This is a genomic window from Nocardia sp. CY15 (genome assembly GCF_009829295.1).
Taxonomy (GTDB): Bacteria; Actinomycetota; Actinomycetes; order Mycobacteriales; family Mycobacteriaceae; genus Nocardia; species Nocardia sputi.
In genome coordinates this window covers 719,555-744,854 of sequence record NZ_VUOT01000001.1, presented here as the reverse complement: position 1 = coordinate 744,854, position 25,300 = coordinate 719,555, and the positions used below count along the sequence as shown (strand labels likewise).

The 25,300-nt window shown below is 67.6% G+C and carries 23 protein-coding genes and 3 pseudogenes; 14 read left to right on the top strand and 12 right to left on the bottom strand.

Features of this window, described 5'->3' with window-relative positions; translation table 11 throughout:
- Positions 1-95 precede the first annotated feature (95 nt).
- From GVY39_RS03560 to glp, 3 genes are read right to left on the bottom strand one after another with little or no spacing between them, the layout of a single operon-like run.
- The gene (locus tag GVY39_RS03560) at positions 96-530 is read right to left on the bottom strand and encodes a molybdenum cofactor biosynthesis protein MoaE (protein ID WP_159921187.1); all 435 of its coding nucleotides are present in this window, start codon (positions 528-530) and stop codon (positions 96-98) included.
- Positions 517-1,620, bottom strand: a complete 1,104-nt coding sequence (gene moaCB / locus GVY39_RS03555) for a bifunctional molybdenum cofactor biosynthesis protein MoaC/MoaB (protein WP_159921189.1) — start codon at positions 1,618-1,620, stop codon at positions 517-519. Before moaCB ends, GVY39_RS03560 begins: the two co-directional genes overlap by 14 nt.
- Positions 1,617-2,852, bottom strand: coding sequence for a gephyrin-like molybdotransferase Glp (glp, locus tag GVY39_RS03550; protein WP_159921191.1), 1,236 nt, complete (start codon positions 2,850-2,852; stop codon positions 1,617-1,619). Before glp ends, moaCB begins: the two co-directional genes overlap by 4 nt.
- Positions 2,853-3,026: 174 nt before the next feature.
- Here glp and moaA point away from each other — a divergent pair, with 174 nt between their 5' ends.
- From moaA to GVY39_RS03530, 4 genes are all read left to right on the top strand, one after another.
- A complete protein-coding gene (gene moaA / locus GVY39_RS03545) occupies positions 3,027-4,085 on the top strand; it encodes a GTP 3',8-cyclase MoaA (protein ID WP_159921193.1) in 1,059 nt (352 codons plus the stop codon).
- Positions 4,078-4,320, top strand: coding sequence for a MoaD/ThiS family protein (locus tag GVY39_RS03540; RefSeq protein WP_159921195.1), 243 nt, complete (start codon positions 4,078-4,080; stop codon positions 4,318-4,320). The genes moaA and GVY39_RS03540 overlap by 8 nt, the downstream gene beginning before the upstream one ends.
- Positions 4,321-4,578: 258 nt before the next feature.
- A complete protein-coding gene (locus GVY39_RS03535) occupies positions 4,579-5,292 on the top strand; it encodes a YciI family protein (RefSeq protein WP_159921197.1) in 714 nt (237 codons plus the stop codon).
- A 1-nt stretch (position 5,293) separates the two neighbouring features.
- On the top strand, positions 5,294-6,529 hold the full coding sequence (locus tag GVY39_RS03530; protein WP_159921199.1) for an RNA polymerase sigma factor: 1,236 nt from the start codon (positions 5,294-5,296) through the stop codon (positions 6,527-6,529).
- A 4-nt stretch (positions 6,530-6,533) separates the two neighbouring features.
- On the opposite strand, the gene nadE is transcribed toward GVY39_RS03530, so the two are convergent.
- Positions 6,534-7,358, bottom strand: coding sequence for an ammonia-dependent NAD(+) synthetase (gene nadE, locus GVY39_RS03525; protein ID WP_159921201.1), 825 nt, complete (start codon positions 7,356-7,358; stop codon positions 6,534-6,536).
- A gap of 22 nt (positions 7,359-7,380) precedes the next feature.
- Positions 7,381-7,986, bottom strand: a complete 606-nt coding sequence (locus GVY39_RS03520) for a TetR/AcrR family transcriptional regulator (RefSeq protein WP_159921344.1) — start codon at positions 7,984-7,986, stop codon at positions 7,381-7,383.
- 144 nt (positions 7,987-8,130) lie between these two features.
- Between GVY39_RS03520 and GVY39_RS03515 the strand changes: the two genes are divergently transcribed.
- From GVY39_RS03515 to GVY39_RS03495, 7 genes and pseudogenes are all read left to right on the top strand, one after another.
- The gene (locus tag GVY39_RS03515) at positions 8,131-8,700 is read left to right on the top strand and encodes an NAD(P)H-dependent oxidoreductase (protein WP_159921203.1); all 570 of its coding nucleotides are present in this window, start codon (positions 8,131-8,133) and stop codon (positions 8,698-8,700) included.
- Between the two features lie 391 nt (positions 8,701-9,091).
- Positions 9,092-9,325 carry a redoxin NrdH gene (locus tag GVY39_RS03510; RefSeq protein ID WP_039799742.1) on the top strand — a complete coding sequence of 78 codons (234 nt, stop codon included), beginning with the start codon at positions 9,092-9,094 and terminating at the stop codon, positions 9,323-9,325.
- An 83-nt stretch (positions 9,326-9,408) separates the two neighbouring features.
- Positions 9,409-9,870 carry a class Ib ribonucleoside-diphosphate reductase assembly flavoprotein NrdI gene (gene nrdI, locus GVY39_RS03505; protein WP_159921205.1) on the top strand — a complete coding sequence of 154 codons (462 nt, stop codon included), beginning with the start codon at positions 9,409-9,411 and terminating at the stop codon, positions 9,868-9,870.
- 62 nt (positions 9,871-9,932) lie between these two features.
- Positions 9,933-10,406: pseudogene (locus tag GVY39_RS35180) on the top strand (ribonucleotide reductase N-terminal alpha domain-containing protein); the annotation flags it as partial.
- A pseudogene (locus tag GVY39_RS35175) lies at positions 10,395-11,600 on the top strand (LAGLIDADG family homing endonuclease); the annotation flags it as partial. The pseudogenes GVY39_RS35180 and GVY39_RS35175, both read left to right, overlap by 12 nt.
- 24 nt (positions 11,601-11,624) lie before the next feature.
- A pseudogene (gene nrdE / locus GVY39_RS35170) lies at positions 11,625-13,241 on the top strand (class 1b ribonucleoside-diphosphate reductase subunit alpha); the annotation flags it as partial.
- Between the two features lie 142 nt (positions 13,242-13,383).
- The gene (locus tag GVY39_RS03495; protein ID WP_159921207.1) at positions 13,384-14,205 is read left to right on the top strand and encodes an SAM-dependent methyltransferase; all 822 of its coding nucleotides are present in this window, start codon (positions 13,384-13,386) and stop codon (positions 14,203-14,205) included.
- 105 nt (positions 14,206-14,310) lie between these two features.
- On the opposite strand, the gene GVY39_RS03490 is transcribed toward GVY39_RS03495, so the two are convergent.
- Entirely contained in the window at positions 14,311-15,303 is a 993-nt protein-coding gene (locus tag GVY39_RS03490) for an LLM class F420-dependent oxidoreductase (RefSeq protein WP_159921209.1), read from the bottom strand.
- A 202-nt stretch (positions 15,304-15,505) separates the two neighbouring features.
- Here GVY39_RS03490 and GVY39_RS03485 point away from each other — a divergent pair, with 202 nt between their 5' ends.
- Positions 15,506-16,048 carry a hypothetical protein gene (locus GVY39_RS03485; RefSeq protein ID WP_195069340.1) on the top strand — a complete coding sequence of 181 codons (543 nt, stop codon included), beginning with the start codon at positions 15,506-15,508 and terminating at the stop codon, positions 16,046-16,048.
- 213 nt (positions 16,049-16,261) lie between these two features.
- Here the strand turns inward: GVY39_RS03485 and GVY39_RS03480 are convergent, their stop codons facing one another.
- The 4 genes from GVY39_RS03480 to GVY39_RS03465 all read right to left on the bottom strand — a co-directional run bounded on the left by GVY39_RS03480 (position 16,262) and on the right by GVY39_RS03465 (position 20,204).
- Positions 16,262-17,209, bottom strand: coding sequence for a TauD/TfdA family dioxygenase (locus GVY39_RS03480; RefSeq protein WP_159921211.1), 948 nt, complete (start codon positions 17,207-17,209; stop codon positions 16,262-16,264).
- 175 nt (positions 17,210-17,384) lie between these two features.
- Positions 17,385-18,275: an ABC transporter permease gene (locus GVY39_RS03475; RefSeq protein WP_159921213.1), complete on the bottom strand. Its 891-nt coding sequence runs from the start codon at positions 18,273-18,275 to the stop codon at positions 17,385-17,387.
- Positions 18,268-19,125, bottom strand: a complete 858-nt coding sequence (locus GVY39_RS03470) for an ABC transporter ATP-binding protein (RefSeq protein WP_159921215.1) — start codon at positions 19,123-19,125, stop codon at positions 18,268-18,270. Before GVY39_RS03470 ends, GVY39_RS03475 begins: the two co-directional genes overlap by 8 nt.
- The gene (locus GVY39_RS03465; RefSeq protein WP_159921217.1) at positions 19,122-20,204 is read right to left on the bottom strand and encodes an ABC transporter substrate-binding protein; all 1,083 of its coding nucleotides are present in this window, start codon (positions 20,202-20,204) and stop codon (positions 19,122-19,124) included. Before GVY39_RS03465 ends, GVY39_RS03470 begins: the two co-directional genes overlap by 4 nt.
- Before the next feature lie 663 nt (positions 20,205-20,867).
- Between GVY39_RS03465 and mgtE the strand changes: the two genes are divergently transcribed.
- Positions 20,868-22,232: a magnesium transporter gene (gene mgtE / locus GVY39_RS03460; RefSeq protein WP_159921219.1), complete on the top strand. Its 1,365-nt coding sequence runs from the start codon at positions 20,868-20,870 to the stop codon at positions 22,230-22,232.
- 156 nt (positions 22,233-22,388) lie between these two features.
- On the opposite strand, the gene nrdF is transcribed toward mgtE, so the two are convergent.
- On the bottom strand, positions 22,389-23,351 hold the full coding sequence (nrdF, locus tag GVY39_RS03455; RefSeq protein ID WP_159921221.1) for a class 1b ribonucleoside-diphosphate reductase subunit beta: 963 nt from the start codon (positions 23,349-23,351) through the stop codon (positions 22,389-22,391).
- Between the two features lie 517 nt (positions 23,352-23,868).
- Between nrdF and GVY39_RS03450 the strand changes: the two genes are divergently transcribed.
- Positions 23,869-24,261, top strand: a complete 393-nt coding sequence (locus GVY39_RS03450) for a hypothetical protein (RefSeq protein WP_159921223.1) — start codon at positions 23,869-23,871, stop codon at positions 24,259-24,261.
- 15 nt (positions 24,262-24,276) lie between these two features.
- Here GVY39_RS03450 and GVY39_RS03445 read toward each other — a convergent pair whose 3' ends face one another.
- Positions 24,277-25,236, bottom strand: a complete 960-nt coding sequence (locus GVY39_RS03445; RefSeq protein ID WP_159921225.1) for a dioxygenase — start codon at positions 25,234-25,236, stop codon at positions 24,277-24,279.
- Between the last annotated feature and the right edge of the window lie 64 nt (positions 25,237-25,300).

Below are 25,300 nucleotides of genomic sequence, written 5' to 3'. Positions count from 1 at the left end.
GAGCGAAGCGAGACGGAAGCGCATTCCGATCGCAGCCCGGCGCACACGCTATACCGGCCGTGTTGATTCGTCATGAGATTCATGTCACGGACAGATCACCCGCAGGCGTTCACCCATTCGGACAGGCCGTCGGCGAACAATTGGCGCTTCCAGATCGGCACCTCGTGTTTGATCCGGTCCACCAGTTCCGCACACGCGGCGAACGCTTCGCCGCGATGCGCCGCCGCCACCGCGACGACGATCGCGCGGTCGCCGATGCCGAGCGACCCGACGCGGTGCACGGCGGCGACCGGCAAGCCGTGCGTGGTGGCGATTTCGGCGCAGACGGTGTGCAGGAAACGCTCCGCTTGCGGGTGCGCGGAGTATTCCAGGGACGAAACGCTCTGTCCGCCATCGTGATCGCGGACCTTGCCGGTGAACACCACGACCGCGCCGTAATGCGGTCCGGTGACCGCCGCTTCGACCTCCGCCGGGTCGAGCGGCTGGTCGCTGATCCGGGCGAGCCGGACCGTGGCCTCAGCCGTTGTCATGACTTCCACCTCCGGCAACTTGTGCGAGCAGATGATCCAACAGCGGTTCCAGCACCGCCATGCCGTCTTCGACGCCGCCGAGCGATCCCGGCAGATTCACGATCACCGAGCGGCCGGCGAGCCCGGCCACACCGCGGCTGAGGGCCGCGAGCGGGAATTTCGCGGTACCGCGCTGCCGGATCGCCTCCGCCACACCGGGAAGTTCGCGATCGAGCACGGCGAGGGTGGCTTCCGGGGTGCCGTCGGTCGGCGAGGCGCCGGTTCCGCCGGTGCTGATGACGAGGGAGGGTTCGAACCGCAACGCGTCGGACAACCCGATCTCGATCTCGGCGTCGGCGTAGACCAGCGGACCGCGCACCGAGAAGCCCAGACCGGCCAGCCAGTCCACGAGCGCCGGGCCGGTGGTGTCGATGCGGGTGCCCGCCGCGACGCCGGTCGACGCGACCAGCACCACCGCCGAGCGTTCCTCCCCGTCGAATTCCGGCTCGGCGTACTCCGGGGTGTCCTGCGCGTCATCCGCGTCATCCGCGTCATCCGCGTCATCCGCGTCATCCGCGTCATCGGAGGACAGCTCGTCATCAGCGGAAGGCAGGATCTCGCTCTCCTCGGAGGCCGCTTCGGCCGGGCGCTCCCAGTGCCCGCGCTTGCCGCCTTCTTTGGTGAGCAGCCGCACGTCGGTGAGCGTAGCGGCGGGGTCGACCGCTTTCACCATGTCGTGCAGGGTGAGCCCGGCGACCGCGACCGCGGTGAGCGCCTCCATCTCGACCCCGGTGGGGCCTTTGGTCTTCGCGGTGGCCTCGATCGTGATGGCGGTGTCGGTGAAACCGAACTCGACCCGCACCGACGACAGCGCCAGCTGATGGCACAGCGGGATCAGCTCGGCGGTCTTCTTCGCTCCCGCGATGCCCGCGATGCGGGCAGTGGCCAGCACGTCCGCCTTCGGCATGTCGTCGGCTCGCACCAGCGCGACCACCTCGGCCGTGGTGCGCAACTCGCCCGCGGCGACGGCGATCCGGGTGGTCTCGCTCTTGGCGCTCACATCGACCATGCGGGCGCGACCTTCGTGATCGACATGGGACAACTCGCTCATAAGGACCACACTCGCACAAACGCTCCGGCGGGCAGCGCGGTGACCTCGGCGGGCACGTCGATCAGCACGTCGGCCCACGCCATGGCCGCCACGAGGTGTGAGCCGGGCCCGGACACCACCTCGACCGCCTCCGGATGCCGGTGCGCCTTGCGCGGAGCGCCGACCAGCTTGCCGCGCAGGAATTGACGCTTCCCCTCCGGCGAGCGCGCCACGGCGTTGCGCAGCGGAAGCTCGTAGGCGTCCACCTCGGGCAGCCCGGCGAGGTGGCGCAGCATCGGGCGGGCGAACACCTCGAACGACACCATCGTGCTGACCGGGTTGCCGGGGAAGCTGAGCACCGGCACACCCTCGACGACGGTCAGCCCCTGCGGGCCGCCCGGTTGCATCGCGACCGAACCGAACTGCCCGCCCATGGGCTCGAGCACGTCCTTGACCACCTCGAAGTCGCCCTTGGACACCCCGCCGGAGGTGAACACCACATCGGCGGCCTCCGTCGCGGCCGACAGCAGCGCGCGGAAACGCGCCGGATCGTCGGTGCTGTGCGCGACCGAGACCACCTCGACGCCGTTCGCCGCGAGCGCCGCGGCGAGGGCGACGCCGTTGGAGTTGTAGATCTGCCCGGGACGCAGCCTCTTTCCGGCCTCGACCAGCTCGTCGCCGGTGGTGATCACCGCGCCGCGCACCGGGCGGAAGACCGTCACCGCGGGCAGGCCGACCGCGGCGAGGGCGGCGACATGCCGGGGCGCGAGCCTGGTCCCGGTACGCACGAGCAGGTCGCCGTTGCGTACGTCGGTGCCCGGCTCACGCACGAAGTCGCCTGCGCCGCGGCCACGCTCGATGGTCACCGTGCCGTCGCCCGCTCGGGTGTCCTCCACCGGCACGACGCAGTCCGCGCCGGGCGGGATCGGCGCGCCGGTCATCACCTTCATCGCCGCGCCCGGCGGCAGGGGCGTGCGGCCCGCGGCACCTGCCGCGACCACGCCGGTCAAAGGCAGGGTGACCGGGGCGACCAGCACCGATTCCGCGCGCACCGCGTATCCGTCCATCGCGGAGTTGCGGAACACCGGCAGGTCGATCGGCGAACGGACATCCTCGGCCAGTTGCCTGCCCAGCGCCCGCGGCACCTCGACGGACTCGACCGCGCGCGCGGCCAGCGGCCGCAGCAGCTGTTCGATGGCGGCGCGGTAGTCGTCGACGGGCCTGGCCGAGACGTCGGCGGGCCGAGGGTTCATGCGAGTCAGCCTAACGCCCGATCCGGGCGATTCTCCGCCTCCGTGGCCGTGCGCCGTCCGTGCGCAGGTCACCCCACCCGGACGCGGGCCTCACCGCGGGACCGTCCCCATGGTGAGCAGCCGGCGCGCCATTCCGCCCGCAGACGAATCGGGACAGGCGGTCATAATGGACGTGTGACTCTGGTCGAGATCGGGATTCCCGCCGTGCGTTCCGGGCGTCCCTCGCTCGCCGGCCGGCCCGATATCCCTTACTTGCTGGATCGTTTCGGACGCGTCGCCCGCGACCTACGCGTATCCATCACCGAGAAGTGCTCGCTGCGCTGTACCTACTGCATGCCCGAGGAGGGGCTGCCGGAGATTCCGCGGCACGAACTGCTCACGGTGGAGGAGATCGTTCGGCTGGTGCGCCTCGCGGTGCGGGATCTGGGGGTGCGTGAGGTCCGCTTCACCGGGGGTGAGCCGCTGATGCGCCGCGACCTGGAACAGATCATCTCCGGGTGCCATGCCGAGGTGCCGCACATCCCGTTGGCGATGACGACCAACGGTATCGGGCTCGAACACCGCGCGCGCGGCCTCGCCGCCGCGGGCCTGCGCCGGGTGAACGTGTCGCTGGACACGGTGGACCGGGCCGGTTTCGCGCGGCTGACGCGCCGCGACCGCCTCGAATCGGTGTTCGCGGGCATCCGTGCCGCCCGGGCCGCTGGGCTGGCCCCGATCAAGGTCAACGCCGTCCTGATGCGCCAAACCCTCGCCGGAGCACCGGATCTGCTGCGCTGGTGCCTGGACGAGAGCTGTGAGCTGCGTTTCATCGAGGAGATGCCGCTCGACGCCGACCACGAGTGGGCCCGCGCCAACATGGTCACCGCCGCCGAACTGCTCGACGTACTGGGCGCCCGGTTCGAACTCACCGAGGTCGGCCGCGCCGACCCGTCGGCTCCCGCGGAGAAGTGGCTGGTCGACGGCGGGCCCGGCACCGTGGGCATCATCGCGACCGTGACCCGCAAGTTCTGCGACACCTGCGACCGCACCCGGCTCACCGCCGACGGCATGCTGCGCTCCTGTCTGTTCAGCGACCAGGAATTCGACCTGCGCCAGGCGCTGCGCTCCGGCGCGGGCGACGAGGAGGTCGCGACCCTCTGGCGCGGCGCGATGTGGGACAAGTGGGCAGGTCACGGGATCGACGCCGAAGGCTTCGTTCCTCCGGAGCGGACGATGGGAGCCATCGGTGGTTGAGATCCGCTATTTCGCCGCGATCGCCGACGCCGTCGGCAAGGACAGCGAAACCCTCGATCTCCCGGCCGGAGCCACGGTGGCCGACCTGCGGGCCGCCCTGTCGGCGACCTACGGCACGGACCTGGAGAAGATGCTGTCGGTGTGCGCCTACCTGATCGGCGACGAACTCACCCGCGACCCCACGGCCGCGCTCAGCCCGAGTGTCGACGTCCTGCCACCCTTCGCGGGCGGATAGGCGCTGGGGCGGGATAAAGGCCTTCGCCGACCGCTCGGCAGGACACGACATGGGCAGAGGGTGCCTGCGTTTCCGCGCCGGAGCGGATCTATGTCGAGTTGATCCGCGATCTGCTGCGCGACCGCCCAGGCGAACGGCGGGCGAGTCCGCTGAGGCCGCGCGGGATTTCTCCGGGCGAAGTGTAGAGATCGGCCCGCGCGTTTCGTCGTCCGAGTAGAAGGGGTATCCGAGCCCCTCGCTGCGAGGAAGGATGACGTTATGCACTACCTGGCGACACTGGTAGGACGTGAAGACGGCCCCGGGGTCCGGCCCGGCACCCCGGAGTTCGACGCGGAGGTGGCGAAGTACGCGGCGTTCGAGGAACGCGAGGCCGCGGCGGTCGCGGGCGGCGTGGCGCTGTACCCCTCCGCCGACGCGCTGCACATCCGGCGGGCCGACGGTCGGACGCTCGTCACCGACGGCCCGTTCGCGGAGCAGGCCGAGGTCGTCGGCGGGTTCTACGTCTTCGAGGCCGCCGACCTGGACGAGGCCATCCGGCTGGCGCGTCAGGTGCCCGCCGCCGAGGACGGAGCGGTCGAGGTGCGCCCCATGGTGATGTGGTCGCCCCACGACACCCCGCGCGCGGATTGGTGGTTGGCGCTGCTGTGGGAAGTGCCGGACGCGGTGATCGCGCCGGGCAGCCCGGAGTGGGACGACGCGGTCGCCGACCATGAGCGGTTCGGTGAGAAGCACGCGGCGGCCCTCCGCGGTGGCGGGGCGCTGCAACCGCCGTCCTCGGCGACCACGGTGCGGGTGCGCGACGGGAAGCTGCTGCTCACCGATGGTCCGTACGCGGAGTCGGCCGAGGTGGTCGACGGGCTGTACCTGTTCGCCGCGCCGGACCGGGAGCAGGCGGTGCGGATCGCGGCGGCCATCCCGCTCGGCGAGCGCGGGCGCACCGAGCTGCGCCGGGTCGTGGACTTGGGCGACTGACGTGCGGACGGGGCAGGCCGCGACGATCGACGCCGTCTACCGCGCCGAGTTCGGCCGGGCTCTGGCGACGGTGGCCAGGACCGTCGGCGACATCGGACTGGCCGAGGACGCCGTGCAGGAGGCATTCGCCGACGCCGTGCGCACCTGGCCGGAGCGCGGGCTGCCGTCGAACCCGGGGGCGTGGATCACCACGGCCGCCCGCAATCGAGCGCTGGACCGGCTGCGGCGCGAGTCGGCGCGGGCGGCCAAGGAATACGACGCGGTCCTGACCCGGACGCCGAGCGAGGAGAACGAGGTGTCACCGGTGCCGGACGACCAGCTGCGGATGATCTTCGCCTGTTGCCATCCGGCACTGGCGCGACCCTCGCAGGTGGCCCTGACGCTGCGCCTGGTGTGCGGGTTACGGACGGCCGAGATCGCGCGTGCCTTCCTGCAACCGGAACACACGGTGGCGCAACGGCTCACGCGTGCGAAGGCGAAGATCCGGCAGGCGGGCATCCCGCTGCGGGTTCCGCCCGCGCACCTGATGCCGGAGCGGGTGCCGGGTGTGCTGGCGTGCGTGTATCTGGTGTTCACCGAAGGGTATTCCGCCACTTCGGGTCCCACCGCGGTGCGCGACGAGCTGTGCGACGAGGCGATCCGGCTCGGCAGGCTGCTGTGCGAGTTGCTTCCAGGGGAACCCGAGGCGCGGGCGCTGCTGGCGCTGATGCTGTTGCAGGACAGCCGCCGGGAGCAGCGTCGGCGCGACGACGGGGAATCGGTGCCACTGGAGGAACAGGATCGGTCGCGGTGGGACCACGCGATGGTGCGGGCGGGGCTGGCGTGCCTGCGGTCCGCCGAAGCCGAGGGCAGCGGCCCGTACCTGGTGCAGGCGCGCATCGCCGCCGCGCATGCGACAGCGCCGAGTTGGGCGCGGACCGACTGGCACTCGATCGCCGCGGAATACGACGAACTGCTGCGGCTGGCCCCGTCACCGGCGGTGTCGGTGAACCGCGCCGTGGCCGTGGGATTCTCCCGCGGATTCGACGCGGGTTTGGCCGCCCTCGACGAGGTCGCCGACGATCCGCGGCTGGCCGGATCGCACTTGGTCCCCGCGACCCGCGCCGACCTGCTGCGACGCAGCGGCCGGTGGCGGGAGGCCGCGGCGAACTACCGCGTGGCGTTGGCACTGGCGCGCAACGATCAAGCGCGGCGGTTCCTGGCTCGCCGTCTCGCCGAGAGCGAGGCGGCTCGCTAGGCCTCTAGCGCCACCAGGTGTCCAGCGGAGTCACCGGGACAGTGCGCTTGTGCCGGGTGCCGCGGAAGATGCTCTCCAGCCGCTCGGCGACCTCCGGAGTGACCTCTTTGCCCTCCAGGTAGTCATCGATCTCGCTGTAGCGCAGGCCGAGCGCCTCCTCGTCGGGCAGGGCGGGGCGGTCGTCCTCCAGATCGGCGGTGGGCACCTTGGACCAGATGCTGGCCGGTGCGCCGAGTTCTTGGAGCAGCGCGGCGCCCTGACGCTTGGTGAGGCCGGTGAGCGGAGTGAGGTCGACGCCACCGTCACCGTACTTGGTGAAGAATCCGGTGACCGCCTCGGCCGCGTGGTCGGTGCCGACCACGAGCAGGTTCTCCTGTCCGGCCAGCGCGTACTGGATCACCATGCGTTCGCGCGCTTTGATGTTGCCGCGCACGAAGTCCCGCAGTTCGTGGACCTGCAACGCGGTCGCCGTCTCGGCGGCCGCGGCGTTCGCGCTGGGCCGGATGTTCACCACGACTTCGCGGTCGGGCTGGATGAACCGCACCGCGATTCGCGCGTCCGCCTCGTCGGCCTGCACGCCGTAGGGCAGCCGGACGGCGAGGAAGGTGGCGTCCACGCCGTCGGCGCGCAGTTCCTCGACCGCGAGCTGGCACAGCCGGCCTGCCAGCGCGCTGTCCTGCCCACCGCTGATGCCCAGAACGAAACCTCGTGCGGGGGTGGCGTTCAGATAGTCCTTGAGGAAATCGACGCGGCGTCGTACCTCGTCCTTCGGTTCGATCGTCGGCCGGACGCCCAATTCACTGATGATCTGTTCGCGCAGGTTCCCCATGGCGCCCGAGTCTATAGGCGTTTCACCGGGCGACGACGCGCCGAACGACGCTCTCCCAGTTGTCGCCGATCTGCTCGCGGGTATAGCCGAGAACCTGCATCTGGTGTATTACCAGCGCCGCGCCCATCATCGCCAGCAGTCCGTCGGCGAGCAGCGGGACGTCTCCAGTCACGTCGGCCTGCCGCAGCAGCATCGCGACATGCGCGCGCAGCAATCCGTACGGCCCGCCGGAATAGCGGTCACCGGCCTCGCCGATCTCGGCGGCGCGATGCAGTTCGCCTTCCACTTCGATGTCCAGCAGCCGGGCTCGACCGAAGGCGACCAGTCGTTCCACCGGGTGTGCGCCCGGGCCGAGCGGCGGCGGCCCGAAGATGAACGCCTCCTGGAACTTCTGCTCGGAGTGGTCCAGCAGCGCGAGCATCAGGCCGGACCGGTTGCCGAACCGGCGGAATACCGTGCCCTTGCCGACCCCGGCGCGTTTGGCCAGCGCGTCCATGGTGAGGCTGTCGACGCCCTGTTCACGCACCAGCTGCTGCGCCGCGTCCAGCAACAGGCGGCGGTTGCGCGCCGCGTCGGCGCGTTCGGCGGGCCCCGACGTGCCGGGCAGCGGCGCACCGACGTCGAGCAGCCCACGTACGCCGGATGGCGACGCGTCGGGTGTGGGGTAGTTCACAGCGCTCACGCAGACTCCGCGGGAAGTAATCGGACCATGGTCCGGTTAGTGTGTGATGAACGTACGGACACCACCTCATTCAGTACACCAGGAGTCGTCATGAGTCAGACCCGCATTCTTGCACTCGTCGGTAGCCTGCGTGCCGCCTCGGTCAACCGGCGGCTGGCCGAGGCCGCCGCACATACCGCGCCGGAGGGTGTCGAGGTCACCCTCTACGACGGACTCGCCGACATCCCGTTCTACAACGAGGACATCGACGTGCCCGGTTCGGTTCCCGTGGCCGCTCAGGCGCTGCGCGACGCGGTCGCCGAGGCGGACGGCCTGCTGGTGGTGACCCCGGAGTACAACGGCACGCTGTCGGCGGTGTTGAAGAACGCGATCGACTGGGCCTCTCGCCCCTACGGCGCGGGCGCCATCAAGGGCAAGCCCACCGCCGTGGTGAGCGCGTCGATCAGCCCGAACGCGGCGCAGTGGGCGCACGGCGACGCGGTCAAGGCGCTCGGCGTAGCGGGTGCGCGGGTGGTCGAGTCCGCGCATCTGCACTTCGGCGTCATCGGCGAGCGGTTCGGCGCCGCGCATCCGCGCGACGATGCCGAGGCGCTGACCCAGCTGGCCGGCACCGTGCGCGAACTGGTCGAGGCCACGCGCGGCGAACTGGCGTCGGTGTAAGCTCCATCTCCGGTTTCGAACGAGGGTCACCGTGGCCTGCGCGGCGGTGGCCCTCTTCGCACGCCTGGGGGGTTGCTGAAAGTAAGCTGAAGCGCCGATCAGTGATCTGCGCCACTGTTTGATGCGGGGGTGAATCGAGCGTCCTGGTACTTCTCTCGATGGAATTTCACCGATGTGACTCGCTACATGTCGTGTTGTAGGAATCTGTCGGCCACTAGGTGTAGTGTCTTCGCTACTGGAAGACGGTGAGAGGCCCCGCTCATCAGAGGTCGGCCACGCGTGGCTGATCAGGGGATTCGGGTCCGGCTCCAGGAGTTTGCGCAGCATACGTCGATCGTGCATGCATACGGATCTCAGGCTGTGGATCAGGCACAAGGAGAGAGGGACATCAATGACCGTCACCGTGTACACCAAGCCCGCTTGCGTCCAGTGCAACGCCACCTACAAGGCCCTCGACAAGGCCGGGGTGGACTACGAGGTCATCGACATCTCGGAGAACGACGAGGCGCGTGACTACGTCATGGCCCTCGGGTACTTGCAGGCGCCGGTCGTGGTGGCGGGGGACGATCACTGGTCGGGCTTCCGGCCCGACCGCATCAAGTCGCTCGCGACCGTGGCGGCCTGAAGCCTGCGCAGCTTCCTGTTCATCCGAGGGGCGAGCGCCGGGTGGTCCGCCGCGCGGCACTCCCGAGAAGAAGGAAGGCGACCATGTCGGAGACGACGGCGCTGGTCTACTTCTCCAGCGCTTCGGAGAACACGCATCGCTTCGTCGAGAAGCTGGGACTCCCGGCGACTCGCATACCACTGCACACCGCCGACTCGCTGCGCGTAGAGGAACCGTACGTGCTGATCGTCCCCACCTATGGGGGCGGTCGGCACGTGCTGGGGGGCGACCGATCCGATAAGGATTTCCTACCGCGGCAGGTCGCCAAGTTCCTCAACGATCCGCACAACCGCGCCCTGCTGCGCGGTGTCATCGCGGCGGGCAACACGAACTTCGGCGACACCTTCTGCTACGCGGGCGAGCTGATCGCACGCAAGTGCGGGGTGCCGTACCTGTATCGCTTCGAACTCATGGGAACCGCTGAGGACGTCGAACGCGTCCGAGAGGGATTGGGATTGTTTTGGCAACAGCAACGACAGCACCGGCCGGAAAAACAGCTCGCTTAGAGCAGCCCCCGGTCCGCGGCGCCGAAGCGGGCGAGGTCCTCGACTACCACGCCCTCAACGCCATGCTGAACCTGTACGGTCCGGACGGCGAGATCCAGTTCGACAAAGACCGTGAGGCCGCCAACCAGTACTTCCTGCAGCACGTCAACCAGAACACCGTCTTCTTCCACAATCTGGACGAGAAGCTGGACTACCTGGTCGAGGAGAACTACTACGAGGCAGAGGTACTCGACCAGTACAGCCGCGAGTTCATCAAGAAACTGTTCAAGCAGGCCTACGCCAAGAAGTTCCGGTTCCCGACCTTCCTCGGCGCCTTCAAGTACTACACCTCCTACACGCTGAAGACCTTCGACGGCAAGCGCTACCTGGAGCGGTTCGAGGACCGGGTGTGCATGGTGGCGCTCACCCTCGCCGCCGGTGACGAGGCGCTGGCGGGCAAACTGGTCGACGAGATCATCGAGGGCCGCTTCCAGCCGGCCACCCCGACCTTCCTGAACTCGGGCAAGAAGCAGCGCGGCGAGCCGGTGTCGTGCTTCCCCGCCGGTACCCCGGTGGACACCAGCGAGGGCCCCCGCCCGATCGAGAGCCTGCGCCCGGGCGACCGTGTGCTGTCGCACGACGGCTCGTACGCGGTAGTCGAGAAGCTCATCGAGAACCCGAACGATCAGGCGCTGGTCTCGATTTCGCACTTCGGGCACAAGGAGCCGATCCGGTGCACCCCGGAGCATCCGATCCTGGTCTGGACCACCCGTGACGTCGAAACCCTGATCGATGGCGACGGTGCCGACCCGTTCAACGGTTTCGTATGGTTGGCGGCTCAGGATGTGCACCCGTCCGATTTCATCGTGACGACCGCTCCGCTCGACACGCGTGACCGCCGCGTTTTCGATCTGATGGACGTCGTCGGGGCGGGCCGCTACGAGGAGGTCGACGGGCTGATTCGTAAAGTGAATGTGGACGCCAAGCATCGGAACAAGCAGCGGTACAACCAGAATTTCGTAGCGGTCAACCGGTATGTCGAGGAGTCCTACGAGTTCGGCCTGATCCTCGGTTGGTACCTTGCCGAAGGACATGTGTCCAAGCGCTCGGGTGTGGACGGGGTCGCGCCGAACGGCGTTCACTTCACTCTCGGCGCGCACGAAGCCGAGTACCACGTCGAGTTGGGCATGGCCTTCAAGCAGGTGTTCGGGGCCGAGTTGACCCTGCACACCAACCATTCCGACCACTCCACCCGAATGGTATGCAACAGCAAGGTCGTCGCATCGTTGATGCTGTCGCTGGCCGGCACGGGCTACGCGACCAAGCGGCTGTCACACGAAGTGATGACCGCCGACGAAGATTTCCTGCGTGGCCTGGTAGCCGGCCTCTTCCGTGGCGACGGATGCAGCACCAGCGGTGGAATGGTGCTCGATCTGGTCAATCCCGAGCTGATCGATCAGGTACAGCTGATTCTGCGGCGCCTGGGCATCGTGTCGGTGGTCCGCAGCTACCTCAATCAGGCCGGGAACCCAACCGGGCAGATATTCGTGCCCGGCCTGCCCGGCACCAATGAAGAGTTCATCTTCGACATCGGCAAGAACCTGTACAACTACACCGGGCGAAAAGGCACGAAGCGCACAACATACCAGGTCGTTCACGGCCGCCACGTGTACGGTGTCCGAGCGATCGAGCGCACCGAGTACGCTCCCGATAAGGTGTACAACCTCCACGTGGAGCGCACGCACACCTACACGATTCGCGGCGCCGTCGTCCACAATTGCTTTCTCCTTCGCATCGAGGACAACATGGAGTCCATCGGGCGCTCGATCAACTCCGCGCTGCAGCTGTCCAAGCGTGGCGGCGGTGTCGCTCTGCTGCTGAGCAACATTCGCGAGCACGGTGCGCCGATCAAGAAGATCGAGAACCAGAGCTCGGGCGTCATCCCGATCATGAAGCTGCTCGAGGACTCGTTCTCCTACGCCAACCAGCTCGGCGCGCGTCAGGGCGCGGGCGCGGTGTACCTGCACGCGCACCACCCGGACATCTACCGGTTCCTGGACACCAAGCGGGAGAACGCGGACGAGAAGATCCGCATCAAGACGCTCTCGCTGGGCGTGGTCATCCCGGACATCACCTTCGAGCTGGCCAAGAAGAACGAGGACATGTACCTGTTCTCGCCCTATGACGTGGAGCGCATCTACGGCAAGCCGTTCGCCGACATCGACGTCACCGAGAAGTACTACGAGATGGTCGACGACAAGCGCATCCGCAAGTCGAAGATCAAGGCGCGCGAGTTCTTCCAGACCATCGCCGAGTTGCAGTTCGAGTCCGGTTACCCGTACATCATGTTCGAGGACACGGTGAACCGGGCCAACCCGATCGCGGGCAAGATCACCCACTCCAACCTGTGCTCGGAGATCTTGCAGGTCTCCACGCCCTCGGAGTTCAACGACGACCTGTCCTACGCCAAGGTGGGCAAGGACATCTCCTGCAACCTCGGGTCGCTGAACATCGCCAAGACGATGGACTCACCGGACTTCGCACAGACCATCGAGGTGGCCATCCGGGCGTTGACCGCGGTGTCGGACCAGACCCACATCTACTCGGTGCCGTCCATCGAACAGGGCAACAACTCCTCGCACGCCATCGGTCTCGGACAGATGAACCTGCACGGCTACCTGGCGCGGGAACGGATCCACTACGGGTCCGAAGAGGGCATCGACTTCACCGACATCTACTTCTACACCGTGGTCTACCACGCGATCCGGGCGTCGAACCGGATCGCGATCGAGCGCGGTACCTACTTCGGCGGCTTCCCCGAATCGAAGTACGCCAGCGGCGAGTATTTCGACAAGTACACCGATCGGACGTGGGAGCCGAAGACCGATCGCGTCCGCCAGTTGTTCGCCGACGCGGGCGTGCACATCCCGACCCAGGACGACTGGCGTGAGCTGAAGGCCTCGGTCATGGAGCACGGCATCTACAACCAGAACCTGCAAGCGGTCCCGCCGACCGGGTCGATCTCCTATATCAACCACTCCACCAGCTCCATCCACCCGGTGGCGTCGAAGATCGAGATCCGCAAGGAGGGCAAGATCGGGCGCGTCTACTACCCGGCGCCCTACATGACCAACGACAACCTCGAGTACTACGAGGACGCCTACGAGATCGGCTACGAGAAGATCATCGACACCTATGCCGCGGCCACCCAGCACGTGGACCAGGGCCTGTCGCTGACGCTGTTCTTCAAGGACTCCGCTACCACCCGCGATCTCAACCGCGCCCAGATCTACGCCTGGCGCAAGGGCATCAAGACCCTCTACTACATCCGGCTGCGCCAGATGGCCCTGGAGGGAACCGAAGTCGAGGGTTGCGTCTCCTGCATGCTGTGATCGGCGTAGCGAACAGGGTGGCCTCCCGCCCGGGGGCCACCCGGCGGCCTATTCCCATGCCGGGCCTCCGTTGTGGTGCGGTGTCCGGTCCGCATCTGGAATATGCTGGCGCAGAGGCGATCCGGTAGTGATGGGAACGACGATGACCGATCTCGGCGGCAACGGTGAGCCGCTCAGGGCAATCCATGACTCGAGCGTGCCGAGCAGCGCCCGAATATACGACTACGTCCTGGGCGGGAAAGACCACTACCAAGTGGATCGGGACGCGGCCGAGAAGGTGATCGCGGCGTTTCCCACCGCTCGTGTCGCGGCTCGGCAGAACCGGCTTTTCATGCACCGCGCGGTGAACGCTCTCACCGCGATGGGTGTGGTGCAGTTCCTCGACATCGGTACCGGCATCCCCACCGAACCGAATCTGCACCAGGTGGCCCAGGCGCCGAGCCCCGAAGCGCGGGTGGTCTACGTGGACAACGACCCGATCGTGCTGAGCCACGCCCGCGCGCTGCTCACCGGTACGCCGGAGGGACGCACGGCTTACATCGACGCCGACCTGAAGGACCCGGGAGCGATCCTGTCCGCGCCCGAACTCGCCGACACCCTGGACCTGAAGAGCCCGGTGGCGTTGAGCCTGGTCGCGGTGCTGCATTTCCTGTCCGCCGAGCAGGACCCCTACGGCATCGTCGAGACGTTGCTGGATGCCCTCGCGCCCGGTTCGTTCCTCGTGGTCTCGCATATCACCGCCGACCTCGAACCCGAGATCATGGACAATGCGCTCGACGTGTATCGGCAGAGCGGGGTCTATGCGCAGACGCGCACGCGGGACGAATTCGCCCGGTTCTTCACCGGATTGGAACTTCTGGACCCGGGAATCGTCGTCGCCAACCAGTGGCGCCCGGCCACCGCGTCACCGGCATGGCTCGACTCGCAAGTCAACTGCTGGAGCGCGGTCGCCCGTAAACGGTGAACTGTGCTGTTCGCCGCGCCCGCGCGGAGCGTCGGCGGCCTCCGGTCTCGCGGCCGAGCGTGGATTTCGCGGGCTCGGCCGCTCGGAAGACCTGTTCGTGGGCGATCAACTCAACGCGGGAATCACTTCGCGTTCGAAGAGTTCGATGCCGGAGGTGTCGTAGGCGGCTTCGGGAAAGTTGAGGATGGCGTAGCCGAGGCCGAGGTCGCGAACTCGGCGTAGGTTCTCGATGATCTGCTCGGGAGTGCCGATCGTGGCGCCGCTGCTGTGCAGCATGTCCAGGTAGGTCTCGGCCGAGTCGGCGCCGATGACGGGAGTCAGGCGTGCGGTCAGCGCGGCGAGGCGATCCTCGACTTCGGCCTGGGTCGAGCCGATGGCGACGTTGAAGTTCGAACTGCGGACGATAGCGTCGAAGTCGCTGCCGACGTCGGCGCAGTGCGCGCGCAGCACCTCGGACTTGTGCGCGAATTCGTCGGGATCACCGCTGAAGTTGGTGTATTTGGCGTATTTCGCGGCGATGCGCAGCGTCTTCTTCTCCCCGCCGCCCGCGATCCACAACGGAATACCGTCCTCCTGCAACGGAAGCGGACGGACGATAGCGCCGTCGACCTGGTAGTACTTGCCGTCGAGAGTGGCCGAACCGGTGGTCCAGGCCTGGCGGAAGATCTGTACACCCTCGTCGAGGCGGCCCAGTCGTTCGCCCGCGGACGGGAAGCCGTAGCCGTAGGCGCGCCACTCGTGTTCGTACCAGCCACCGCCGATACCCATCTCGACACGGCCGCCCGAGATGAGGTCGACCGTCGCGGCCACCTTGGCGAGGTAGGCGGGGTTGCGGTAGCTGATCGCGGTACACATCTGGCCCAGGCGGATGCGCGAGGTGGTGGCGGCGAACGCCGACATCAGCGTCCATGCTTCGTGCGTGGCCTCTTCGGTGGGGACCGGAACGGTGTGGAAGTGGTCGTACACCCACAGCGATTCCCACGTCGAGTTCGCATCGGCGCGCTGGGCGAGGTCTCGCATCACCCCCCACTGGTCGGCTGGGTCGATGCCGACCAGATCGAGCCGCCACCCCTGCGGAATGAAGATGCCGAAGCGCACGAATATCTCCTTCATATGTACCCGAACCGCCGCGGCGAGCGCCGCGGCTTTCCTTCCCACTGTCGCGAGTGCGCCGCTCGCCGGCAACCGTTCGGCGCTCGACGCACCCAATTCCGCGCACGGCGGACCAGGCCGCGCCGCCGGTCGCCTGTGGTGAAATCCGCTGGCGGGAGACGGGGCGCATGCCGCACGCTGGAACTGTATGAACGAAAGACTTCACAACGATGGAAGGCAGCCCCGGCTCGGCGTCGATTTCGGCCGGGTCATCCAAGGGGCGGCCATGGCGCCCGGGGACGAGGACACGGTGTTTCTTTCCGGCGGTCTCGAGCAGGCGCTGCGCACCCCGCCCAGCCCGGGCGCTTTCGAGGTGTTGACGCGCTTGGTGCAGCGCTTCGAGGGACGCGCGTGGGTCATCTCCAAATGCGGCCCCGAGATCGAGCAGCGCACCCGGCAGTGGCTCGACCACCACGACTTCTACGACCGGACCGGGATCGCCCGCGACAATGTGCGCTTCTGCCGTGCCCGGGGGGACAAGGCGGTGCACTGCGCCGAACTCGGCATCACGCACATGATCGACGACCGCCTCGACGTGCACCGCGTGCTGCGTGATCTGGTGCCGTACCGGTTGCTGTTCGGCGTGCAGCCGGAGCCGATTCCCGAGTGGGTGCTCCACGTCCCGACCTGGGACGAGGTGGAGCGAGCCGTGCTGGCGACGACAGATCCGACGCCGCCGGTGCACCCGTAGCCCAGTGGGCGGCCTGGTGCCTGTCGATGAGCCCGGTCGAGCAGGCTTTCGGCAGTTCGAGAAGCTCGCCGTGACGGCCGAGTACCGCATGATTCCCCTGGCAGCGGTTCCCGAGTCGGCCGGCCGTAGTTCTGGTCGGCTCGCACATGTCGTGACGGCGCGAATCGGCCGGGCGTCCTGCGCGGTACCCGGCCGATTCCGCCTGTCCGGTTCCTACGCGCCGGTGAACTTCGCTCCGGCGATGGACTTCGACGGCTCACCGTCCACGCCGACCGGGATGTCGCCCTCGAGTGTGGTGCGGTACAGCACCCGGGTGACGTCGAGGTGGTCGAGATCGCTCGGCGCGAGGTGCGCGGTGACGCGGTTGTCCCAGAACGCGATGCTGCCCTTCTGCCAGCGGAACCGCACCGTGTAGGCCGGGTTGGTCACTTCGTCGAACAGCAGTTTCAGCACGGCGTCGCTCTGATGCGGGGCGAGTCCGACGATCCTGGTGGTGAAGCCGGGGTTGACGAACAGGGCCCGTTCGCCAGTCACCGGGTGCACCCGGACGACCGGATGCTCGGTGACCAGCGGCGCGGCCGCGACCTTCTTCGCGTAGTCGCTGTCGGCATCCCAGACCGGCCTGCTGCCGCCGAACCGGTGTTCGGCGCGCAGCCCTTCGACGAAACGCTGGAGCGACTCCGGCAGGTTCTCGTAGGCGGCGACGAGGTTCGTCCAGCCGGTGTCGCCGCCGCGTTCCGGGGCGATCTCGGCGCGCAGGATCGAGGCCGCGGGCGGGTTGATCAGCGCGGAGACATCGGTGTGCCAGTGGTTGGTGTAGCTGAATTTCCGCACACCGAAGCGCTTCTCGTACAGCCGGCTGTCGACCGCGAGGATCTCGGGGTGATCGGTGGGCGCGTCGTCATCGTACGGGTGCGACGGCGTGACCGCGCCGAACCGGCGGGAGAAGGCTATCTGCTGAGCGTGGTCGATGTGCTGATCACGGAAGAACAGCACCTTGTAGGTGTGCAGCGCGTCGGTGATGGCCGCGACCTGCTGGTCGGTCAGCGGCTCGCGCAGATCGACGCCGGAGACGTCGGCGCCGAGGTAACCGGCGACGGGAGCGACGTGCACCGCGTTATCGGTGGCGATCGAGAGAGGGGTTTCGTGTACGGCGGTCATCGGGAGAACTCACTTCGGAATAGAGGATCGGGCCGGTGTAGACCGGAGAAGCGGGTGTCCGGCAAGGTGACAAGCGCTGCCGCACACCCGCATGAAGTCGACAACGCGCCGTTTGGTCAGCGCCCGCACGGCGACCCCTTCCGGATGCGACGATCCTGGAACCGGGCGGTCATGGTCAGCCGTTCGCCGGGGCGCGCCACCGCGAGAGGCGTCGTTCGAGGGCGACCAGCAGGCCGTTGAACCCGAGACCGAGCAGCGAGATGGCGAGGATGCCCGCGTACATGTTCGGTATCGCGAAGTTCTGCTGCGCGGCGGTGATCAGATAGCCGAGACCGGCTCTGGCCCCGAACATCTCCGCGGCGAGCAGTACCAGGATCGAACTGGCGGCGGCCATCCGCAGACCGGTGAAGATGGACGGCAGCGCCGCGGGCAGGATCACCTTCTGGAACAGGCGCAGCGGCGAAAATCCCAGGGAAGCGGCGGATTTGACGAGCAACGGATCCACGGTGCGCACGCCGGTGATGGTGTTCAGCAGAATCGGGAAGAAACTCGCGTAGACGACGATGGCGACCTTCGAGGTCTCACCGATGCCGAGGATCAGCAGGAACACCGGGAGCAACGCCAGCGCCGCGGTGTTGCGGAACAGTTCGAGGATCGGGTTCAGGAAGTCCGCCACCGGCTTGTACCAGGCGATCGAGATGCCCACCGGAATGCCCGCGGCCAACGCGAGCGAATACCCGACCAGCGAACGATTCAGGCTCGCGGAGATGTGTGTCCACATCTCCCCGCTCACCACCAAATCGGCGAACGCCTGGGCGACCACCGAGAACGGCGGCAGGAACACCTCGTCCACCAGCCCGAGGGCCGGGGCGATCTGCCACAGCAGCAAGAACAGCGCGATCACGAACGTCGGTTTGAACACCCGCCAGGCGAAGCGGCTCGCGATCCGGACGGCTCGGGTCAGCGGGGCGGACGCCGCCTTCACCCGGGGCGTCGAGGCGGGCCGGGTGGGCGCGGCCGGCTTCTCCCGCACCGGCCGCTCGCTCAGCTGTATGGCACTAGACATGGGCCGTCCTCTCGGTGGTGGATTCGATGTCGGCGGTGCGGTCCGACAGGGACTCCCGTTCCAGGCTCGCGGCCCGCTGGACCTCGCTGTGCAGCAGCGTCCAGATCTCGTGGCGGTAGTCGCGGAAGCGTTCGGAGGAGCGGATGTCGTCGGCGGCGTCCCGGTCGATCTCGACCTCGACCACGGCCTTGACCCGGCCGGGTCGTGAGGTCAGCACGGCCACCCGCTGGCCGAGGTATACCGCCTCGTCGATGCCGTGGGTGATGAAAAGGACGGTCTTGCCGGTGGCCCGCCAGATGCGCAACAGCTCGTCCTGCAACGACTCCCTGGTCTGCGCGTCGAGCGCGGCGAACGGCTCGTCCATCAGCAGCACCTCGGGATCGAACGCGAGACTGCGCGCGATCGCGACGCGTTGCTTCATGCCGCCCGACAGTTCGTGCGGGTAGCGGTCGCCGAAACCGGAGAGGCCGACCAGCTCCAGGTAGTGCTCGGCGAGCTCGCGGCGCGCCTTGCGGCGCAACCCTTTTGCTTCCAAGCCGAATTCGATGTTGGCGCGGGCGGTCCGCCAGGGCAGCAGCGCGTACTGCTGGAAGACGATCCCGCGATCCAGGCCTGGCCCGGTGATCGGCTTGCCGTCCAGCAGGATCTCACCGGAGGTCGGCTTGCTCAGCCCGCCGAGCAGGTCCAGCAGGGTGGACTTGCCCGACCCGCTCGGGCCGACCAGCACCAGGAACTCGCCCTCGCGCAGCTCCAGCGAGATGTCCTCGATCGCGGTGAGCCGCTCGTGCGAGCCGCGCACCGCGAACTGCTTGCCCACCGCGGTCAGCGATAGTTTTGTCGCCGTGGTCATTTCGCGGCCACCGCCTCTCCGGTCGGCCCGGCCTCCGGTTGATATCTGCCGTTGGCGTACGGGTTGAACTCGTTGGTGTACAGATCCGCGGCCTTCAACTTGCCGTCCGGCAGTTCGCCGTTGCGCACCAGCCAGTCGATCCAGATCTGCAGTTCCTTCTCCGCGACCACCGCGCCCGGCGCCGGAATGCCGGAGCTGAGCCAGTACGGCACCAAGCTGGTGTTCTCGTTGCGGCCGCGCTTGCCGATGATCTGGACGAACCGCTCGCGCACCTGGTCACGGGGCGTCACCTGCAACCAGCGGATCGCGCGCGCGGTGCCTTGCACGAAGTCCTCCACCGCTTCGGAATTCTTGGCGATGTAGTCGTCACGGAAGACATACGTGCCGTAGCCGAAGGTGCCGAAGATGGCCTTGTCGGTGTACAGCGGATGGATGCCGCCGCGTTGCAGGGCGGTGTCCCGGAAGACGCTGCCCAAGGCGCCGACGTCGACCTGCCCCTTGCGCACCGCGTCCTCGGTGTTGGCCGGTGGCACGACGACCAGTTCCACCTGCTTGATCTCGTCGTCGGACAGGCCCTGCCGATGCAGCCACTCCCTGGTGATGAACTCATGGTGTGCGCCGAGAGTGTTGACGGCGACCTTCTTGCCGATCAGATCGCGTGCCGAGGTGATGCCGGAGTCGTCACGCACGTAATAGCCGGTGAACGACTCCTCGTCCGCGCCATAGGAACTGAGCACGGAGGTGACTTTCGCCCCTCCCGCGATCAGCTTCACCACCGCACCGTTGAACGCACTGCCGACCTCGACCTGATTCGTGGCCGCGGCCTGGATGCTGGCCGGGCCACTGGTGGTGTCGCCCTCCCACCGCAAGCTGATCTTCGTGAAGTAACCGAGGTCGTCGGCCAGTTCGAAGGGGTTCACCTGCCCGGTGCTTCCTTGGTAGCGGAGCACGGTCTTGCCGTCGGCGGTTCTGGCGGGAGCGGACTCACCGCATCCGGTGAGCACGGACAGGCCGGTGAGCACCGTTGCGGCGGCGGAGAGAGCGCGGGCGACGCGCCGGGAGGATAGGGGGAGAGGCATTGTTCGTACTTTCGAAGACGAGAAGACACCGTGCGGGGGGATGCTCGGCATGCGGCGACACCGCGGCGGAAGCAGCGGCGGTTGATGACCACGCGGATCCGGTCGGGACCGGTGGCCGCGCTACGTCAGCGGCAACAGATTCCGTGCGGAACGCGCATGAAGTCGACCGCCCGACGGCGGATCAGTGCTGTTGCTGTCGACACTTCGAGACTTCCGTGAGCTGTGCTGAGGCGTGGGCCTGCTCCGGTGACCTTGCCGGGTCCGGGGCCTGCTCGGCTCATACTGTCCCGGTTCCCAAGCGTGGGAGCAACAGTTCTACGCCGGGTGCGTCCAAACTTGCGCTCCCGATGGTCCGCGTGAGCGGTGCGCGAAAGCCGGTTCGGTCACAACGCCCGCTCGAAGGCGATCATTGTCTGCGAAGCGATGTAAGCTGCACGAGGACGTTTCGCGTCCGCGAGATGTTGATCCGAATGGTGCGGATATCCGAGATCCGCGGCGACGACGAGAGGGAGGTGGGGTAGCGATGCGCAGCGAACCTCCCAGTCGAAGGCCGCGCGGCGCCGCCCCTTCGCATTCCTGATCAGGTCGCGACGGCAGGGGCCGGCGCCCGCGGTGTGAATTTTCGCGTTCTCTGTTCACTCACGCATGTGCTGAGGTCCTCCCATGTCGCAGACCGACATCATCGAAGTACGTCCGACGCTGTCCGAATCCCTCCAGGACATCGTCGAAACCCGACGCGTGGACGCCGCGTTGGACTGGCTCGGCAACCATCCGCCGCACGTCATCGCCGATCAGCTCGCCCGCATGGACGCGGTGCGGGCCGGGATGGCGTTCCGCCTGCTCGACAAAGACCTGGCGCTGGCCGTCTTCGAGGAGCTCGAGCCGGTGGACCAGCAGCAGATCCTGCAGGGGCTGCGTGATCAGAGCTTCCGCGACCTGGTCGAGGGCATGGCGCCCGACGACCGCGCCCGCATGCTGCGCGAAGCGCCTGCCAAGGTCGCCAAGAAGGCGCTGGCCGGGCTGAGCCCGCGCGAGCGGCGGATGACCGCGAGCCTGCTCGGCTACCCGGAGGGCTCCGCCGGTCAATACATGACGCCGGAGGTGGTTGCGCTGCCGCGCGACCTCACCGTGGCCGCGGCGCTCGCCATGGTGCGAGCCAAAGGCGCCAACGCCGAGACGGTGTACACGCTGCCCGTCGTCGACGGGGGCAGGCGGCTGACCGGCATCGTCGAACTGCGCGAGCTGGTGCTCAGCAAGCCCGAGACGATGGTGTCGGAGCTGGTCGTCACCGAGCCCGCCTTCGCTCGCGCCACCGATTCCGCGGAGAAGGCCGCCCGGTTGATGCGCGAGACCAACGACATCAACCTGCCGGTGGTGGACAGCGAGGACCGGCTGGTCGGGCTGCTGACCATCGATGACGCGGTCGAGGTGATCGAGGCCGCCGACAGCGAGGACGTCGCGCTGCAGGCGGGTTCCGCGCCGTGGGAGGGCCACTACATGGCCGCCGGGGTGTTCCAGCTGGCCCGCTATCGCGCGCTGTGGCTGCTGCTGTTGCTGTTCGCGGCGACCCTGACGGTGAGCGTGACCGACTTCTTCGAGGGCACCTTGCAGCAGGCCGCGCACCTCGCGCTGTTCATCCCGCTGCTCATCGGCGCGGGCGGCAACGCGGGCGCGCAGGCCGCCACCGCCTGTGTGCGCGCGGTCGCGGTCGGCGAGGTCCGGGCGTCGGACCTGCTGAAGGTGATCTGGCGGGAATGCCGGGTCGGCCTGGTGCTCGGTTCGCTGCTGGCCTCGGTGGGCCTGGCGATCGGCGCCCTGTTCGTCGGCCCGCGCATCGCTCTGGTCGTCGGGATCACCCTGATCCTGATCTGCGGCTGGGCCGCCACCATCGGCGGCACCATGCCGCTGCTGGCCAAGAAGCTGCGCATCGACCCGGCAGTCGTGTCCGCGCCGATGGTCACCACCCTGGTCGACGCCACCGGCCTGATCATCTACTTCACCACGGCGAAACTGGTGCTGGGAATCTGAAGGTCCGAATGCGCGGACCCCGAAGGGATTCCGCGCCGGGAGCCGGCTTCGTATCGGGATCGATGTCGACCGTTTCGTGAAAGGGTCAGCCCGGGGTGTGCCGAACGGGTCGCGGCGGCGGACCGGTCCGCCGCCGCGTCGCATCGTGGCGGTCGTTCAGAACTCCCAGTCCTCGTCCTCGGTGTTCACGGCCTTGCCGATGACGTAGCTCGAGCCGGAGCCGGAGAAGAAGTCGTGGTTCTCGTCGGCGTTGGGGGACAGCGCCGAGAGGATGGCGGGGTTGACCTCGGTTTCGTCCTTGGGGAACAGGCCCTCGTAGCCGAGGTTCATCAGCGCCTTGTTGGCGTTGTAGCGCAGGAACTTCTTGACGTCCTCGGTGAGGCCGACCTCGTCGTAGAGGTCCTGGGTGTATTCGACCTCGTTGTCGTAGAGCTCGAACAGCAGCTCGAAGGTGTAGTCCTTGAGCTCGGCGCGCTCGGCTGGAGAGGCCAGCTCCAAGCCCTTCTGGTACTTGTAGCCGATGTAGTAACCGTGGACGGCTTCGTCGCGGATGATCAGCCGGATCATATCGGCGGTGTTGGTGAGCTTGGCCCGCGACGACCAGTGCATCGGCAGGTAGAAGCCGGAGTAGAACAGGAAACTCTCCAGCAGTGTGGAGGCGACCTTGCGCTTGAGCGGATCGTCTCCGTTGTAGTACCCCAGCACGATCTCGGCCTTGCGCTGGAGGTTGCGGTTCTCCTCCGACCAGCGGAACGCCTCATCGATCTCGCGGGTGGAGCACAGCGTGGAGAAGATCGAGCTGTAGCTCTTGGCATGCACCGACTCCATGAACGCGATGTTGGTCAGCACCGCCTCTTCGTGCGGGGTCAGCGCGTCCGGGATCAGGCTCACCGCGCCGACCGTGCCCTGGATGGTGTCCAGCAGGGTGAGGCCGGTGAAGACCCGCATGGTCAGCTGCTTCTCGTCGGCGGTGAGGGTGTTCCACGACGGAATGTCGTTGGAGACCGGCACCTTCTCCGGCAGCCAGAAGTTGCCGGTCAGCCGGTCCCAGACCTCGGCGTCCTTTTCGTCGGGCACCCGATTCCAGTTGATGGCCGACACCCGATCGATCAGTTTCATCCTGCCTCCACGCCTTTCCCGAGCACGCTGCCGTCACGGAATTCCTACCCCCGGGACACTACTCCTTGGGGGTGACATCTCCGCTCAGCACAACACCTTGTGTCGCCGCGACCGGTGTCCCACCTGGGAAAGAACGCGGGGACGCGCCGCGCGCGGCCACCCATTGTGCGGCACGCACCCCCGGGCGGCCACATCGGCACCGGCGCACGAATCGATCGCCGAATGTTTGCCATACGGTGTCCGGGGAGCTGGTATCGGTGGACCGCCGACGCGACTCACAGGGGCGGATGCTCGTTGCCCCGCGGCCGCGAAAGCGTTGCCGGATCCGTCCATTCGTCATGCCACCGGCGTGCCGAGGCGTCGATCGTGCCGGAAGTCACGACCGCCGCGGGACGATCCGGGGATCGCACCGCTGCCGCGCGGCCACGGACCCACCCGTCCACCTGCGCCGATCCGGCCGGGCGAGCGGCTACGTTGGGCGCAGGATGTCCCCTGTGTTCGGAAGGAGTGAGTTGCCATGACCAGTCCGATCACCACCCGTCCGGTGCTCAGCGACATGACGATCTTCGCGGGCGTGCTCATCCTCGTCGCCGGTGTCCTGCATCTGTTGACGGCCATGGCGGCGATCGGGGGACGCGACGTCTTCTTGGTGACCGAGGATCAGGTGTTTCTGGTCGATGTCGCCACCTGGGGATGGATCCATGTGACGATCGGGGTGCTGGCGGTGTGCGCGGCACTCGGCGTAGTGTCGGGCAGGACCTGGGGTTTTCTCGCCGGTATCGGGCTGGCGGCAATCAGCATCCTGGACAACTTCCTGTTCGTGTCGATCTACCCGTTCTGGGCGCTGGTGCTGATCGCCATCGACGTCCTCGTGATCTGGGCGCTGGCCAGGCAACTCGCCACCGCGTGATCGCGGGCCGCCCGGCTACCGCGGTGGGCGGCCGCCGGGCCCTCCGCTGCCGCCGGGCGGGCGTCCACCGGGCTGGGCACCGGAACCGTTGTCCGACCGGGTGTTCTGTGATCGCTCGGCGACGCCAACGGTGAGCGAGGCCCGCATCCCGGAGGACGGCTCGCCCGACACCGTGGCCAGTTCCGCGTCCCAGCCGTCGCCGAAGACGTTGTCGGAGGCGAGCGTGACTTGCGAAAGGTTCGCCACGCTGCGCGCGTAACCGGAGTCGTGGGCGAATACCGCCTCGCAGGTGTTCTGCGGCAGTGCGATCTGCGAGGTCAGTCGCGCGTTCTGGCCGGCGACCGCGGTCTCGAGCGAGTCGTAGACCTCGAAATGGATGTGCGGCCACCGTCCCGAGTAGCAAGCCGGGAAGATCGACGTGAACGACACCTTGCCGTCGCCGTCGGCCACCTGGACGCCGCGCAGGTAGTTCTGCTCGGTGACACCGCTGCTGTAGAGCGAGTAATTGCCGTCCCGGTCGCAATGCCAGACGTACACCGCCATGCCCGCTCCAGCCGCCCCGCTGTTCGCCAGATCGCGCAGCGTCAACTCGAGCGTCATCGCAACACCCAGCGCGACACCGGAATACGAACCGAACGAGGTGGTGATGTCGCTGCGCACCACACCCGACTCGATGAGGACGTTGGGTCCGTTGGACCCATCGCCCGGATACGGTCCCGCGGTCTCCTGTGGCGCGGCGGCGATGTCGCCGGATCGCGCGGTGGTCGCTGATCCGGTGCCGGAGGTCGTGGCCGCCGTCTCGTCCGATCCCGTCGCGCAGCCGCCCACGACCGCCGCCGCGCCCGCCGTCGCCCCGAGGAAGAACAGGGCGCGGCGCCGGGACACCAGAACCTTCATATCGTGTGCGAGGCCGAGATCGTGCTCGTGCCTCTCACCGCGTCGTACGCCCACAGTCTGCCTTTCGTCGGTCGACATCGTCCCCGTGACGTTAGGAACGTGCGCTCGTGATCGGCTGGGATCGCGCTGGGAGTTCGCTGTG

Coding starts and splice junctions, on each gene's coding strand:
- GVY39_RS03560 (WP_159921187.1), bottom strand. CDS start 530: ATGACAACGGCTGAGGCCACGGTCCGGCTCGCCCGGATCAGCGACCAG.
- moaCB (WP_159921189.1), bottom strand. CDS start 1,620: ATGAGCGAGTTGTCCCATGTCGATCACGAAGGTCGCGCCCGCATGGTC.
- glp (WP_159921191.1), bottom strand. CDS start 2,852: ATGAACCCTCGGCCCGCCGACGTCTCGGCCAGGCCCGTCGACGACTAC.
- GVY39_RS03535 (WP_159921197.1), top strand. CDS start 4,579: ATGCACTACCTGGCGACACTGGTAGGACGTGAAGACGGCCCCGGGGTC.
- nadE (WP_159921201.1), bottom strand. CDS start 7,358: ATGGGGAACCTGCGCGAACAGATCATCAGTGAATTGGGCGTCCGGCCG.
- GVY39_RS03515 (WP_159921203.1), top strand. CDS start 8,131: ATGAGTCAGACCCGCATTCTTGCACTCGTCGGTAGCCTGCGTGCCGCC.
- GVY39_RS03510 (WP_039799742.1), top strand. CDS start 9,092: ATGACCGTCACCGTGTACACCAAGCCCGCTTGCGTCCAGTGCAACGCC.
- nrdI (WP_159921205.1), top strand. CDS start 9,409: ATGTCGGAGACGACGGCGCTGGTCTACTTCTCCAGCGCTTCGGAGAAC.
- GVY39_RS03495 (WP_159921207.1), top strand. CDS start 13,384: ATGACCGATCTCGGCGGCAACGGTGAGCCGCTCAGGGCAATCCATGAC.
- GVY39_RS03485 (WP_195069340.1), top strand. CDS start 15,506: ATGAACGAAAGACTTCACAACGATGGAAGGCAGCCCCGGCTCGGCGTC.
- GVY39_RS03480 (WP_159921211.1), bottom strand. CDS start 17,209: ATGACCGCCGTACACGAAACCCCTCTCTCGATCGCCACCGATAACGCG.
- GVY39_RS03475 (WP_159921213.1), bottom strand. CDS start 18,275: ATGTCTAGTGCCATACAGCTGAGCGAGCGGCCGGTGCGGGAGAAGCCG.
- GVY39_RS03470 (WP_159921215.1), bottom strand. CDS start 19,125: ATGACCACGGCGACAAAACTATCGCTGACCGCGGTGGGCAAGCAGTTC.
- GVY39_RS03465 (WP_159921217.1), bottom strand. CDS start 20,204: ATGCCTCTCCCCCTATCCTCCCGGCGCGTCGCCCGCGCTCTCTCCGCC.
- mgtE (WP_159921219.1), top strand. CDS start 20,868: ATGTCGCAGACCGACATCATCGAAGTACGTCCGACGCTGTCCGAATCC.
- nrdF (WP_159921221.1), bottom strand. CDS start 23,351: ATGAAACTGATCGATCGGGTGTCGGCCATCAACTGGAATCGGGTGCCC.
- GVY39_RS03450 (WP_159921223.1), top strand. CDS start 23,869: ATGACCAGTCCGATCACCACCCGTCCGGTGCTCAGCGACATGACGATC.
- GVY39_RS03445 (WP_159921225.1), bottom strand. CDS start 25,236: ATGTCGACCGACGAAAGGCAGACTGTGGGCGTACGACGCGGTGAGAGG.